15 protein-coding genes are annotated in these 13,051 nt (G+C 74.2%); 11 read left to right on the top strand and 4 right to left on the bottom strand.

What is annotated here, in order from left to right:
• Window positions 1–29 precede the first annotated feature (29 nt).
• The 3 genes from CELGI_RS15915 (at window position 30) to CELGI_RS15905 (ending at window position 1,983) form a co-directional block, all read left to right on the top strand.
• Window positions 30–527, top strand: a complete 498-nt coding sequence (locus tag CELGI_RS15915; RefSeq protein ID WP_013885167.1) for a DUF427 domain-containing protein — start codon at window positions 30–32, stop codon at window positions 525–527.
• A gap of 593 nt (window positions 528–1,120) precedes the next feature.
• The gene (locus CELGI_RS17430) at window positions 1,121–1,669 is read left to right on the top strand and encodes a septum formation family protein (RefSeq protein WP_169315166.1); all 549 of its coding nucleotides are present in this window, start codon (window positions 1,121–1,123) and stop codon (window positions 1,667–1,669) included.
• Between the two features lie 20 nt (window positions 1,670–1,689).
• Window positions 1,690–1,983, top strand: a complete 294-nt coding sequence (locus CELGI_RS15905) for a putative quinol monooxygenase (RefSeq protein ID WP_013885165.1) — start codon at window positions 1,690–1,692, stop codon at window positions 1,981–1,983.
• Window positions 1,984–2,001: 18 nt separating this feature from the next.
• Here the strand turns inward: CELGI_RS15905 and CELGI_RS15900 are convergent, their stop codons facing one another.
• Entirely contained in the window at window positions 2,002–2,985 is a 984-nt protein-coding gene (locus CELGI_RS15900) for a phosphotransferase family protein (RefSeq protein ID WP_013885164.1), read from the bottom strand.
• A 53-nt stretch (window positions 2,986–3,038) separates the two neighbouring features.
• The gene (locus tag CELGI_RS15895) at window positions 3,039–3,458 is read right to left on the bottom strand and encodes an OsmC family protein (protein ID WP_013885163.1); all 420 of its coding nucleotides are present in this window, start codon (window positions 3,456–3,458) and stop codon (window positions 3,039–3,041) included.
• Window positions 3,459–3,581: 123 nt separating this feature from the next.
• On the opposite strand from CELGI_RS15895, the gene CELGI_RS15890 reads away from it, so the two are divergent.
• The 3 genes from CELGI_RS15890 (at window position 3,582) to CELGI_RS15880 (ending at window position 5,370) form a co-directional block, all read left to right on the top strand.
• On the top strand, window positions 3,582–3,986 hold the full coding sequence (locus tag CELGI_RS15890) for an SRPBCC family protein (RefSeq protein ID WP_013885162.1): 405 nt from the start codon (window positions 3,582–3,584) through the stop codon (window positions 3,984–3,986).
• A 121-nt stretch (window positions 3,987–4,107) separates the two neighbouring features.
• Window positions 4,108–4,689: a M15 family metallopeptidase gene (locus tag CELGI_RS15885; RefSeq protein ID WP_169315197.1), complete on the top strand. Its 582-nt coding sequence runs from the start codon at window positions 4,108–4,110 to the stop codon at window positions 4,687–4,689.
• 72 nt (window positions 4,690–4,761) lie between these two features.
• Window positions 4,762–5,370, top strand: a complete 609-nt coding sequence (locus CELGI_RS15880) for a DUF305 domain-containing protein (RefSeq protein WP_013885160.1) — start codon at window positions 4,762–4,764, stop codon at window positions 5,368–5,370.
• Between the two features lie 16 nt (window positions 5,371–5,386).
• Here the strand turns inward: CELGI_RS15880 and CELGI_RS15875 are convergent, their stop codons facing one another.
• Complete coding sequence (locus CELGI_RS15875; protein WP_013885159.1) at window positions 5,387–6,586, bottom strand: cytochrome P450; 1,200 nt, start codon at window positions 6,584–6,586, stop codon at window positions 5,387–5,389.
• Window positions 6,587–6,712: 126 nt separating this feature from the next.
• Here CELGI_RS15875 and CELGI_RS15870 point away from each other — a divergent pair, with 126 nt between their 5' ends.
• Window positions 6,713–7,165: a DUF3237 domain-containing protein gene (locus tag CELGI_RS15870; RefSeq protein ID WP_013885158.1), complete on the top strand. Its 453-nt coding sequence runs from the start codon at window positions 6,713–6,715 to the stop codon at window positions 7,163–7,165.
• Window positions 7,166–7,389: 224 nt separating this feature from the next.
• Window positions 7,390–8,799, top strand: coding sequence for an endo-1,4-beta-xylanase (locus CELGI_RS15865; RefSeq protein ID WP_013885157.1), 1,410 nt, complete (start codon window positions 7,390–7,392; stop codon window positions 8,797–8,799).
• A gap of 80 nt (window positions 8,800–8,879) precedes the next feature.
• Here CELGI_RS15865 and CELGI_RS15860 read toward each other — a convergent pair whose 3' ends face one another.
• Complete coding sequence (locus CELGI_RS15860; RefSeq protein WP_013885156.1) at window positions 8,880–9,362, bottom strand: heme-degrading domain-containing protein; 483 nt, start codon at window positions 9,360–9,362, stop codon at window positions 8,880–8,882.
• A gap of 96 nt (window positions 9,363–9,458) precedes the next feature.
• On the opposite strand from CELGI_RS15860, the gene CELGI_RS17800 reads away from it, so the two are divergent.
• From CELGI_RS17800 to CELGI_RS15840, 3 genes are all read left to right on the top strand, one after another.
• On the top strand, window positions 9,459–10,625 hold the full coding sequence (locus tag CELGI_RS17800; protein ID WP_013885155.1) for a nucleoside/nucleotide kinase family protein: 1,167 nt from the start codon (window positions 9,459–9,461) through the stop codon (window positions 10,623–10,625).
• 84 nt (window positions 10,626–10,709) lie between these two features.
• A complete protein-coding gene (locus CELGI_RS15845; protein ID WP_013885154.1) occupies window positions 10,710–11,843 on the top strand; it encodes an SPFH domain-containing protein in 1,134 nt (377 codons plus the stop codon).
• Window positions 11,844–11,848: 5 nt separating this feature from the next.
• Window positions 11,849–13,021, top strand: a complete 1,173-nt coding sequence (locus CELGI_RS15840; RefSeq protein ID WP_013885153.1) for a hypothetical protein — start codon at window positions 11,849–11,851, stop codon at window positions 13,019–13,021.
• Window positions 13,022–13,051 lie beyond the last annotated feature (30 nt).

The raw sequence follows: 13,051 nt of genomic DNA, 5'->3' as shown, positions 1-13,051 counted from the left end.
GGGAGCGCGGGCGGACGTACCGTCGGCCCGTGAACCGCCCCGTGCCGATCCGCCCCGCGCCCGGGCAGGAGTCCGTGTGGGACTACCCGCGGCCCCCGCGCGTCGAGGCCTGCACGTCCAAGCTGGAGATCGTCCTCGGCGGTGAGGCGGTCGCGCGGACTTCGTCGGCGTGGCGTGTGCTCGAGACGAGCCACCCGCCGACCTACTACCTGCCCCGTGCGGCGTTCGTGCCGGGGTCGCTGCGCGCGGCCGAGGGCGTCTCGTGGTGCGAGTGGAAGGGCGCGGCGGCGTACCTCGACGTGATCGGCGGGCAGACCGTGGCGCGTGGCGCCGCGTGGTCGTACCCCGCACCTTCGGCCGGGTTCGAGGTGCTCGCAGGTGCGGTCGCGGTGATGCCCGGTGCCATGGACCGGTGCACGGTGGACGGCGAGGTGGTGCGGCCGCAGGACGGCGGCTTCTACGGCGGGTGGATCACGTCGTCCGTGGTCGGACCGTTCAAGGGCGGACCGGGCACGCTCGGCTGGTGAGCCGGCCCTGCTGGTGACGCGGCCCTGCTGGTGGTCCGGCCCCCGTCCGCGGGAGCGACCGGGACGGCCACCGTCGCGGGATGCCGCGCAGGCGGGTGATGCTCGCCGGCGCCGGCGCGAAGTCCCCGCGCGGACCGCCGCGGCTCTGCCATGATCCGCGCGGCGCGGGTGTCGCGCCCACCACCGCAGGGGGTTCAGCCGTGTCCACAGACCAGCCAGCACCGACGAACGGGGGCCAGCCGGTGCCGCCCGCCGCCGGACCGGGTGCGCCGCCGGACCAGCCCGGACCGTGGGCACCCGCCGGGTCTGCGCCGGCGCAGCCTTCGCTGCCGTCGTACTCCGCCGCCGCGCCGACCGCGGGCGTGGCGTCACCGCCGCCCGGCCACCCACAGCCCTACCCCTCGGGCCCCCCGCGGCCTTACCCCTCCGGCCACCCGCAGCCCTACCCCGGCCAGCCGACGACCGCCTACCCGCAGGTGCCGCCGTACGGCGCGACGCCGCCTCCGGGATACGGACCGTACGGCCCGCCCGGCTACGGTCCGGGTGGCTACGGCCCCGGGTACGCCGCACCGCCGAAGCAGGACGGGTTCGCCGTGGCGGGTTTCATCCTGAGCCTCCTCGGCGGCTCGGTGCTGGCCATCATCTTCGGGATCATGGGCATCAGGCGGACGCGGGACGGCCGGGCCAAGGGTCGGGGCATGGCGATCGCGGCGGTCGTGATCGGCCCCATCTGGCTCGTCCTGCAGATCGTCGGGGCCGTCTACGCGCTGAAGGCCGGAGCGGCGTCCACGTATGCGGTCGGCGACTGCGTCAGGATCAGCGCGGACGGCGAGCTCGACGACGGCACCGCGCCCACGTTGCCCGAGGTGGCGTGCTCGACGTCGCACGGGGGCGAGGTGTACGCGGTGAAGGACCTGCCCGGTGACTCCTATCCCGGTGTGGAGGAGCTCGAGACGACCGCCGACGCGTTCTGCGCGACCGAGTTCGAGCGCTTCGTGGGCCTGCCGATCGAGCAGTCGGAGCTGACCTACTACTACCTCTACCCGCGGGGGGTCGGCTGGCGGGCGGGTGACCACGAGGTCGTCTGCCTGGTGATCTCGCCCGTCGACGTCACCGGGACGCTGCGGGGGGCCGCGAGCTGACGGTCGGTAGCCTCACCCGCATGGCTGAGGTGCGTCTGTCCGGGCACCTGGTGTGCGCGGATCACGACGAGGCCCGCGTCGTCGCCGAGCACCTGCCCGCGCACGTCGCCCTGACGCACGACGAGCCGGGCTGCCTCGCCTTCACGGTGGAGCGCACCGGCGACCCGCTGGTCTGGGCCGTGCAGGAGCGGTTCACCGACGAGGCCGCGTTCCGTGCGCACCAGGCCCGCGTCGCGGCCAGCGACTGGGGCCGCGCGACTGCGGGGATCGAGCGCCGGTACGTCGTCGACGGCCTGCCCGCCGGGCCCGGCTGAGGCCGAGCCCGGCCGGGTTCAGCGGGCCAGCCGTGCGGCGAGCCAGTCGAGGCCGGCGTCACGCGCCCACGCCTGGTGCACGCGCAGCCACGGCGACGTGGGCACAGGAGGGCTGGCCGCCGCGCCGACGAAGTACCCGGCGAGCGCGACGAGGAACGCGTCGATCGAGGCGTGCGGGACGTCACGCGTGAGCGCGTGCGTCGCGACGACGTGCTCGGCGTCCAGGCCGTCGCCGTGCACGCTGATGAGCAGGCCGATCAGGTCCACCCACGGCGCCGCGAGCTGGACCCAGTTCCAGTCGCACACCAGCACCCGCCCGTCGTCGGCGAGCAGGATGTTGTCGTCGCGCAGGTCGAAGTGCACCGCGGAGTCGCCCGCGGCGGCCTGCGCCCACCGGCCCTCGAGCGCGGCGAGCTCGTCGATCCGTGCGCGCCAGGGAGCGGGCACCAGCGCGGCGTCGGCGTCGCCCGCCGCGCACCGGCGCCAGAAGCTGAGCTCGGGGTCCAGGTCGGCCGTCGTGCCGAGCGGGAGCAGCGCCCCGGGGGCCGGGGTCAGCACCTCCGCCAGGTCGCCGAGCGCGGCGAGCACCGCGGCCAGCTCGTCGGGACGCCACGGGCGGTGCGGCGCCGTGGCCTCGACGTCCTCGAACGCCAGCACGACCCAGTCGCCCACGTCGAGGCTCCACAGCAGGCGCGGAGCCGGGACGCTCGTCGGCAGGACCGCGGCCACGACCGCCTCGTGTCGATACGCGTGGTGGGCGTGCTCCCCGCGGGACGCGGATGCGGCCTTCACGAAGAGGCGGCGGCCGTCGCCGAGCCGCAGGCGGCTCGCGAAGCCCTCGGTGAAGCCGCCGTCCTGCGACGCGGCGTCGAGCACCGCGGCGCCCGCGCGGGACTCGACCGCCGCGCGCACCGCGTCGGGCAGGGCGTGCCAGCGCGGGCGGGAGGCCGTGCCCCGGTGCGGGACCGCGGCGCGCGGGCTGGGCGTCGTCTCGTCGTGCATCCCGGCACGCTAGCGGGCCGCCGCGCGGGCGGTCTCCCGAATACCGGGCGCCGCTACGCGGTGCCACGGACGTCGACGTCCGTGAGCGTCACCGGCGTCCCGTGGCGCAATGAGCCGTGCACCTCGGCGATCGCGTCGACGTGCGCGACGAGCGCGCGCACCTGGTCCTCGGGCGCGGGGGAGACGACGCTGACGCGGTACGTCACGTCCCGCGCCCGGGCGCCGGGTGCGTCGAACTGGCCCGTGACCTCGACCGCGACGGACTCGACGGGCAGGGACCGGCTGGCGGCCTCCCGGAACACGTCGTTGGCGCAGCAGGTGGCGAGCGCGAGGAACAGCAGCTCACCGCCGCTGACGGCCGAGCCCGAGCTGCCCTCGCGCGCGGGCAGCGTGAGCGTGCGGTCCTGCCCGCCGACTCCGACGGTGACGTCGTGACCGTCCGCGCCGGTGCGGACCGAGGCCGTGTACTCCACGCGGGCGCTCCTTCCCACGGGCGGGCCGGAGGGCGCCGCCGGGATGTGCCCAGTCTGAGCGGCGGTGGCCCTGCGCGCCAGAGTCGCCGCGTGCCGACGTGCGAGGCGTGGCAGCCTGGGCCGATGACCCACGAGTCGCGGCACCTGAGCGTGTTCGTCGCCCGCCCGCAGCAGGAGGTCTACGCGTTCGTGGCGGACCCCGCGAACCTGCCGCGCTGGGCGCCCGGGCTGGGCACCGAGGTGCACCGCGTCGACGACGCGTGGTTCGTCGAGACCCCGCACGGGCGCGTGCAGGTGACGTTCGCCCCCCACAACGACCTGGGCGTGCTCGACCACCGGGTGGTGACCCCGACCGGTGAGGTCGTCGACGTGCCGCTGCGGGTGCTCGCCGTCGGCGACCAGAGCGAGGTCGTGTTCACGCTGCGCCGCGGCGCGGGCATGACCGACGACGAGCTCGACCGCGACGAGCAGCTGGTCACCGCCGACCTCGCGCGGCTCAAGCAGATCATGGAGGCGGGCCCGGCCTGACCGGCACCGCGCCGCGGAGTGGGCGCGGGCCGTGTGAGGGTCCTGCGAAGGAGCGCCCGTCCGGTCAACAGTGCGCACCGCCCGCCGATGGGCATGGCGTGAGGAGGTCCGCGTGGACTCGATGACCGGTATCACCCAGCGCATCGCCGACATCCGCAGCAACCTGGCGACCATGAGCCCGGCGCCCGCCGCGGCACCGTCGGCGAGCGCCCGGACGTTCGCCGACGCGCTGGCGTCGGCCGTGACGCGCGAGGTCGCGACGGCACCGCCGACAACGCAGACGAGCGTGCCGACGAGCGTCCGCAACGCCGACGGCGTCCCGGCTGACCTGGCCCGCTACGGCAACGGCCGGATCCCGGCGGACGCACTCGCCACGGTCGGCTCGACCGGGCACCGGCTGTGGGCGCCGGCGGCGCAGGCGTTCGAGCAGCTCCTGGCCGCGGCGCGGCGCGACGGGGTCCAGATCGGCATCACCGACTCCTACCGGTCCTACGAGGCGCAGGTGGATGTCGCGGCGCGCAAGGGCTTGTACTCGCAGGGCGGCCTCGCGGCCGTGCCCGGGACCAGCCCGCACGGCTGGGGACTCGCGCTCGACCTCGGGCTGGGCGACCGCGCCCAAGCCTGGATGCGGTCCCACGCCGGGCAGTTCGGCTTCGAGGAGGACACACCGCGCGAGCCGTGGCACTGGGTCTACAAGCGCTGACGGGCGCAGCCTTCACGGAACCTTGATCGAACGATCAGTGACCGCGCGCTGATCGTGGGTGAGGGTGGATGGATGACCACCACTCGGCACCGGCTCGCCGCCGCCGCGCTCGCGGCCGCACTCACGCTGACGCTCGCGGGCTGCGCGAACGACCAGACCTCCGGCCCGGCCGTCGCGTCCTCGTCGGCCACCGCGGAGGCGACCGCGACCCACAACGACGCGGACGCCGCGTTCGCTCAGATGATGATCGTCCACCACGAGGGTGCACTCGAGATGGCGGAGCTGGCTCAGAGCGCGGCGCAGAGCCCCGACGTCGTCGCGCTGGCCGAGCGGATCTCGGCCGCGCAGGGGCCGGAGATCGACCTGATGACCGGGTGGCTCGAGGCATGGGGTGAGCCCGGCCCGGACGCCATGGGGCACGGCGGGATGGATCACGGCGGCATGGACATGGACGGCATGGACCAGGCGGGCGCGATGGGCGCGCTCGAGCAGCTGTCCGGGCAGGAGTTCGACCGGCGCTTCCTCGAGCTGATGACCGCGCACCACGAGGGCGCGATCGAGATGGCGGAGAGCGAGATCGAGCACGGGGCCAACCCCGACGCCCTGGCGCTCGCGCGCACGGTCATCGACGCGCAGACCGCGGAGATCGCCGAGATGGCCAACCTCCTGGCTGCGCTGTGACGCGCCGGACCTGAGTTCAGGTCAGCGCGAGCGGCACGTGCTGGTAGCCGCCCGCGGGTGGCAGCTCGCGCGTGCGCGCGGCGTCGGGTGCGGACCGGATCGCGGTGGTGACGCGCAGGAGCGCGCGGACCAGGACCCGCAGCTCGAGCGTGGCCAGCGGCCGGCCGGGGCACACGTGCTTGCCGATGCCGTAGACCAGGTTGTACGGCGCGTGGCCTACGGGGTCGAAGCGCTCGGGCGGGCCGAACACGCGCTCGTCGCGGTTGGCCGCGGTCCAGCTCATCACGACGCGGTCACCCGCGGCGATGCGCCGCCCGCCGAGCTCGACCGGGCGCGTGGCGACGCGTCGGTTGCTCACGAACGGGTCGTCGAGGCGGAGCGTCTCGTCGACGATCGCGTCGAGCTCCCGGTCGCTGACGCCGTCGCGCACGCGGTCCTGCAGGCGCGGGTCGTCGGCCAGGTGCGCCAGCACCACGCCGGTGCACAGCGCGATCGAGCCGAGGTCCCCGCCGGTCCAGTTGCGCAGGACGGAGACGACCTCGTCGTCGGTCAGCGTCCGCCCGCCGACGCGGGTGCGCAGCAGCTCCGTGGTGACGTCCGCGCGCGGCGTGGCCCGGCGCGCGTCGGTCAGGGCGCGGATGATCGCGTCGAAGCGCAGCGCCACGTCGCGCGTGCGCACCTGGTCGCGCGAACGCGTCGCGTCCCGGTTGGCGGCGACCCAGTCGAGCAGCTCCTCCTCGAGCGACGCGGGCCACCCCAGCCAGACGCTCTGGGCCCGCACCGCGAACCGTGCACCGAGCGCCACCGCGTCGACCGTCCCGGGGACGACGAGGGTGGCCGCGAGCTCGTCGGCCACGCGCGTGACCGCGGGCGCCAGCTCGGCTATGCGCTCGGGTGTGAAGAAGCGCTCGACCAGCGCACGGAACGCGGTGTGCTCGGGACCGTCGAGTCCGTTCGGCACCTGGAGGTGGCGCGAGACGGCATTGGAGAACGTCTCGTGGTCCAAGGCGACGCGCATGACGTCGGCGTGCGAGAACACTGTCCACGCGCCGTCGGGCCCGCGCGCCACGGGGCACTGGGCACGCAACGCGTCGTAGGCGGCCACGGGATCACGCCGTACACGGGGGCCGCGCGGGTTCCAGTCGGCGTGCGGGCCGCCGTGGCCGTGTGCGGGGGCGTCGGGGCTGAGCTCGTCGGCCGGCTCGTGCTCGCTCACGCCGCCCATCCTGGCCCCGGGCGCGCCAGGAGGCAGCCCGGGCGGTCACGGGTGGCGCGCCGCACTCGGTAGATTGCCGCTGGCCACGCCGCCCGCGTCGCCGACCCGACGAGGAAGGGGGCCACCGTGCCGACGATCCCACGGGACGCGAGCGGGCCGGGTCGCGTGGGGGCGCAGTGGCTGTTCACGATCGACGCGCTGCTGGGCGAGGTCGTGGACGTGGGGATGACGCCCACGGGTCGGCGCAGGGTCATCCCGGTGGTCGGCGGGACGGTGAACGGCAGCATCGAGGGCGTGGTGCTGCCCGGCGGCGCCGACTGGAACCTCGAGCACCCCGACGGCTCGGTCGAGCTGTGGGCGCGCTACGAGCTGCGCCTGGCCGACGGTGCCGTGGTCTCGGTGCTCAACACCGCGCTGCACGAGCCCGAGCCGTCGGTGCCGATCCTCACCAGCCCCCGGTTCGACGTGGGTGATGACGGTCCCGTCGCGCTGCGGACGGGCGCGTACGTGGGTCTGCTGGAGCCGCGGCTCGACGAGGGCCGCGTCCGCATCGAGGTGCACCGCCTGACCGCGGTCTGATCCATCGGACGACATCCCGATACCCGCCGGGTCCGAGAGGGTGCACCTCACGCGGAACTGATGGTGCTGGAGCACGCACACAGCGGGCGATGTCACCCCATCGGGTGATGAAACGCTTCGGATGAGCGGCCGAAACTATCGATGTCTGGACCGATCTCTGCGAACGTCGGGAGGGTGACGTGCCGGCACTCGCGCCGGGCACGTCCACACCAAGGAGGGGTTCGATGACGATCCCACGCAGGGGCCATCCCGGCCGTCTCGCCGCCGCAGCCGGCGGGCTGGTCGCCGCCGCGCTCGCCGTGGCACTCGCCGTCCCGGCCACCGCGGCCGGGAGCACGCTGCAGGCCGCCGCCGCCGAGAGCGGCCGGTACTTCGGCACCGCCATCGCCGCGAGCAGGCTCAACGACGGCACGTACAGCAGCATCGCGAACCGCGAGTTCAACATGATCACCGCGGAGAACGAGATGAAGATGGACGCCACCGAGCCGCAGCGCGGCCAGTTCAACTTCAGCAGCGGCGACCAGATCGTCAGCTGGGCCCGGCAGAACGGCAAGAAGGTGCGCGGTCACGCGCTCGCGTGGCACTCGCAGCAGCCCGGCTGGATGCAGAACATGTCCGGCAGCGCGCTGCGGCAGGCCATGCTCGACCACGTCACGCAGGTGGCCACGCACTACCGCGGCCAGGTCTACGCGTGGGACGTGGTCAACGAGGCGTTCGCCGACGGCTCGTCGGGCGCCCGTCGCGACTCCAACCTGCAGCGCACGGGCAACGACTGGATCGAGGCGGCGTTCCGCGCCGCACGCGCCGCGGACCCGAACGCCAAGCTCTGCTACAACGACTACAACACCGACAACTGGTCGCACGCCAAGACGCAGGCCGTCTACTCGATGGTCCGCGACTTCAAGTCGCGCGGCGTTCCGATCGACTGCGTCGGGTTCCAGGCGCACTTCAACTCGGGCAACCCGGTGCCCTCGAACTACCACACGACGCTGCAGAACTTCGCGGCGCTGGGCGTGGACGTCCAGATCACCGAGCTGGACATCGAGGGCTCCGGGACGTCGCAGGCCCAGCAGTACCAGGGCGTGGTCCAGGCGTGCCTGTCCGAGGCGCGGTGCACCGGCATCACGGTCTGGGGCGTGCGCGACACGGACTCGTGGCGCGCGTCCGGCACGCCGCTGCTGTTCGACGGGTCCGGCAACAAGAAGGCCGCGTACACGAGCGTCCTCAACGCGCTGAACGCGGGCGGCACGTCCGTCACGCCCGGTCCGACGAACCCCACGCCGGGTCCGACGAACCCCACCACCAACCCCACGACGCCGCCGCCCACGACGGGCGGCTCGTGCACCGCGACGTACTCGGAGGGCCAGAAGTGGGGTGACCGCTTCAACGGCACGGTGACCATCCGCGCCAACGGGAACATCTCGAGCTGGACGTCGGTGGTGACCGTCAGGTCGCCGCAGAAGGTGATCGCCACCTGGAACGGCTCGCCGTCCTGGGACTGGTCCGGCAACGTCATGACGGTCCGCCCCAGCGGGAACGGGGCGCTCGCCTCGGGTCAGACGACCTCGTTCGGCTTCACGGTCCAGCACAACGGCACCTGGACGTGGCCCAGCGTCACGTGCGTGGCCTCGTGACCTGCTGAGCACGGACCCGGACGGACGCGGCGCGCGCACGGTGCCGCGTCCGTCCGGTACGTCAGTGGGAGGGGTCGGGGTCAGCGCGCGTGCAGCGCGCGCAAGGCCTCGACGACGAGCGCGTGGTCGTCGGCCTGCGGCAGCCCGGAGACCGTGACGGTGCCGACCATCCCCACGTCCCGCACCACCACCGGGACGCACCCGCCGGCCGCGGCGTGCAGCAGCGGGTCCATCCCCGCGTCCTCGAGCCGTCCGCCGGACAGCGCGAGCCGCCGGCCGACCAGGAACGACGCGGTCGCGCAGCGGCGGACCAGCCGCTCCTTGCGCTCGATCCACGCGTCGTTGTCGGCCGACGTGCCCGGCCGCGCGGCCGCGAACACGCGCTGCTCGCCGTGCCGGATGCTGATCGCGACGGGCAGGTCCCGCTCGACGGCCGTGCGCCACAGCCAGCTGCCGAGCTCCCACGCGTCGTCGTGCGTGAACCGGTCCAGCACCAGCTCGCCGCGCTGCGCCTCCAGCTCCGCGACCAGCGCGCGCAGCCGGCCCTCGTCGTCGTCCGTCATCTGGCCTCCGCCCTCCGGTCCGGACCCCCATCCTGCCGCGCCACCCGCCGGCACGCGGCACCGCGGCCCCGGTGGTGGCACGCTCCGGGGGTGGACATGCCCGACCGCGCGGACGTCGCGGACCTGGACCTGCTCGCCGCGCGCGTGCGAGCTCTGCACGGGGCGGCGGGCCGGCGCGTGGTCGTCGGCATCGCGGGCAGTCCTGGCGCGGGCAAGACGACGCTCGCCGAGTCGCTCGTGCGCGCGCTGGGTGGGCGCGCCGCGCACGTGCCGATGGACGGCTTCCACCTCGCCAACGCGACGCTCGACGCGCTGGGGCGGCGCGACCGCAAGGGCGCGCCCGACACGTTCGACGCCTGGGGCTTCGTCGCCCTGCTGCGCCGCGTCCGCGACGAGACGGCGCACACCGTGTACGCACCGGGGTTCCGTCGCGAGGTCGACGAGCCGGTGGCCGCCGAGGTCGCCGTCGAGCCCGGGCACGAGGTCGTCGTCGTGGAGGGCAACTACCTGCTGGTGGCCGACGAGCCGTGGGGTCGCGTGCGGGACCTCCTGGACGAGGCGTGGTTCGTCGCGACGCCGTCCGACGAGCGCGAGCGGCGCCTGGTGGAGCGGCACGTCCGGCACGGGCGCACCGAGCACGCCGCGCTGGCGTGGGCGCGGGACGTCGACGGCCGCAACGCCGCGCTGGTGGAGGCGACGGCGTCGCGTGCGGACCTCGTCGTCGTCGGCGGGCGCGACGACGAGGCCGCGCTCGCGGCCGGGCGGACGGCCGGCATGACGCCCCGGCCCGCGGGGCCCGGCGACGTCGCGGCGGTCCACGCGCTGCGGCGCGACCTCGAGGAGTGGATGGCCGAGCGCGGCATCGACCAGTGGCCCGTGGGCTCGCTGCCGCGCGAGCGGGTCGCCGCACAGGTCGCCGCCGGGCAGTGGTGGGTGGTGGAGGACGACGAGGGCGTGCTCGCCACGGTGCGCGTGGTCCCGGCCGACCCCGAGTACTGGGGCGAGGACACGACCCCCGCGCTGTACGTGCACGGCCTGATGGTGGCGCGGCGTGCCGGCGGGCGAGGGCTGGGCCGCGCGCTCGTCGAGTGGGCCCATGCGCGCGCGCAGCGGGCAGGTGCCGTGTGGCTGCGGCTCGACCACCGCGCGAGCAACCCGCACCTCGACGCGCTCTACCGGTCCTGGGGGTTCGAGGCCGTCGGGGAGTCCGAACGTCCCGGGTTCCGCGTGGTGCTCATGCAGCGTGCGTGCGCGGCCGGGTGAGTCGTCCACCGATCTGCGCCGACTCCTCCCTCGGGGCTGCGGCAGGCCCTAAGGTCGTCGTGCACCGGACGAAGGAGTGGGGACATGGGCTTCGCTGACAAGCTGCGCGGGCAGCTGATCGACATCATCGAGTTCCTGGACGACAGCAGGGACACGATCGTGTGGCGGTTCCCCCGGCAGGGGAACGAGATCAAGAACGAGGCCCAGCTGATCGTCCGCGAGGGCCAGGTGGCCGTCTTCGAGAACGAGGGCCAGATCGCCGACGTGTTCGGCCCGGGCCGCTACGTGCTCGAGACCAAGAACCTGCCCATCCTCACCACGCTCAAGGGCTGGAAGTACGGTTTCAACTCGCCGTTCAAGGCCGAGGTGTACTTCGTCGCGACGCGTCAGTTCACGGACTTCAAGTGGGGGACGCAGCACCCGATCACGCTGCGCGACCCCGAGTTCGGGATGGTCCGGCTGCGCGCGTTCGGCACGTACGCGCTGCAGGTCGCGGACCCGTCCGCGCTGCTGCGCCAGCTGGTGGGCACGGACTCCAACTTCCGCACCGACGAGATCGGCGAGTTCTTCCGCCAGAACATCATCGGCCACCTGGCGCCCGCGATCGCGAGCTCCGGGATCGCCATGCTGGACCTGGCCGCGAACCAGCAGTCGCTGTCCGCCAAGCTCGCGCCCGCCCTGACCGCCGAGCTCGCCGAGTACGGCGTCAAGATCCCCCGGTTCGTCATCGAGAACGTGTCGTTGCCGCCCGAGGTGGAGGCCGCGCTCGACAAGCGCACCCAGATGGGCGTGCTGGGCGACCTGGACCAGTACACGCGGTTCCAGACCGCGAACGCGATCGGCGACGCCGCGAACAACCCGGGCGGTGCCGGCGAGGGCCTGGGCCTAGGCGTCGGGATGGCGATGGGCACGCAGATGGCCCAGTCCATCCAGGCCGCCAACGCGCCCCGGACCGCCGCGGCACCCGCGGCCGGCGGTCCGCCGCCGCTGCCGGTGACCGACGAGATGTGGTTCTACGCCGTCGCCGGCACGCAGGCCGGTCCGGTCACGCCCGAGGACCTCGGTGCCCAGGTGCGTGCGGGGCAGGTCACGCGCGAGACGCTGGTGTGGAAGCAGGGCCTGGCCGCCTGGACGCCCGCGGGTGACGTCCCGCAGCTCGGCGCCCTGTTCGCCGCGACGCCTCCGCCGCTGCCGCCCGTCCCGCCGACGGGAGCCTGACGCCGGTGTCCGAGTCGCACGTCCCCCCGCCGTTGCCCGGCGCACCGGAGCCGCCGCCCCTGCCCACCGCGTCGGACGCGCCGGCCGCGACCCCGTCCGACGACCTCGGCGCCCCGGGGTGGGACGAGGCCACTGCACCCGTCGCGGACGGCCGCTGCCCGGTGTGCGGTGCGGCGCTCGCCTACGGTGCCGCCGAGGGCGCGCTCGTCTGCGGGTCCTGCGGGTACCGCCAGGAGATCGAGCACGACGCGCACGAGGCCGTCTCCGAGCACTCGTACGAGCAGTGGCTCGCGGGCAACCGCGGCTACCAGGTCGCCTCGATCGGCGGGCAGGTGCTCGCCTGCGACGGCTGCGGTGCCCGCACCGAGACCAAGGACGTCGCCGGGCGCTGTCAGTTCTGCGGCGGCAACCTGGTCGCCGTCACGAACCCCGACGGTGTGATCGCACCGGAGGGCGTGCTGCCGTTCACGGTGGACAGCCGCGCGGCCCGGGACTCGTTCCGGACGTGGGTGCGCTCGCGGTGGTTCGCGCCGGGCGCGCTCAAGAAGGTCGGGGACACCGAGTCGATCCGCGGCACCTATCTGCCGCACTGGACGTTCGACGCGCAGACCTTCACCGAGTACGCGGGACAGCGTGGCGACCACTACACCGAGCGGCAGGGCGACCACGAGGTGCGCCGCACCCGGTGGAGCCACCGCAGCGGCCACGTGCGCAACTCGTTCGACGACCTGCTGGTCCCCGCGTCCACCACGCTGCCGACCAACCGGGTCGACGCGCTGGGCCCGTGGGCGCTGGGTGCGGTCAAGCCGTACAAGCCCGACTACCTCGTCGGGCACTCCGCGGTGCGGTACGACGTGGACCCGCAGCGCGGCTACGCCGAGGCGAAGGAGCGCATGGACGCGGAGATCCGGAGCGACGTCAAGCGTGCGATCGGCGGCGACGAGCAGCGGATCAGCCACCTGGAGACGCGGTACGCGGACGTCCTGTTCAAGCTGGTGCTCCTGCCGATCTGGATCGCGACGTTCATGTACGCGGGCAAGCAGTGGCAGGTGATGGTCAACGCCAACACGGGCGAGGTGGTGGGCGAGCGCCCCTACAGCATCCCCAAGATCGTCGCGGCGGTGGTGCTCGGCCTGGTGGTGGCCGGCGTCGTGTGGTGGCTCTACAACAAACCCTGACGCGCCCGGGTGGAGCGGTGCGCGCGTACT

The organism is Cellulomonas gilvus ATCC 13127, assembly GCF_000218545.1.
GTDB classification, from domain to species: Bacteria; Actinomycetota; Actinomycetes; order Actinomycetales; family Cellulomonadaceae; genus Cellulomonas; species Cellulomonas gilvus.
Note: the sequence above shows the minus strand (reverse complement) of the source record. Positions and strands in the feature narration are given on the sequence as shown.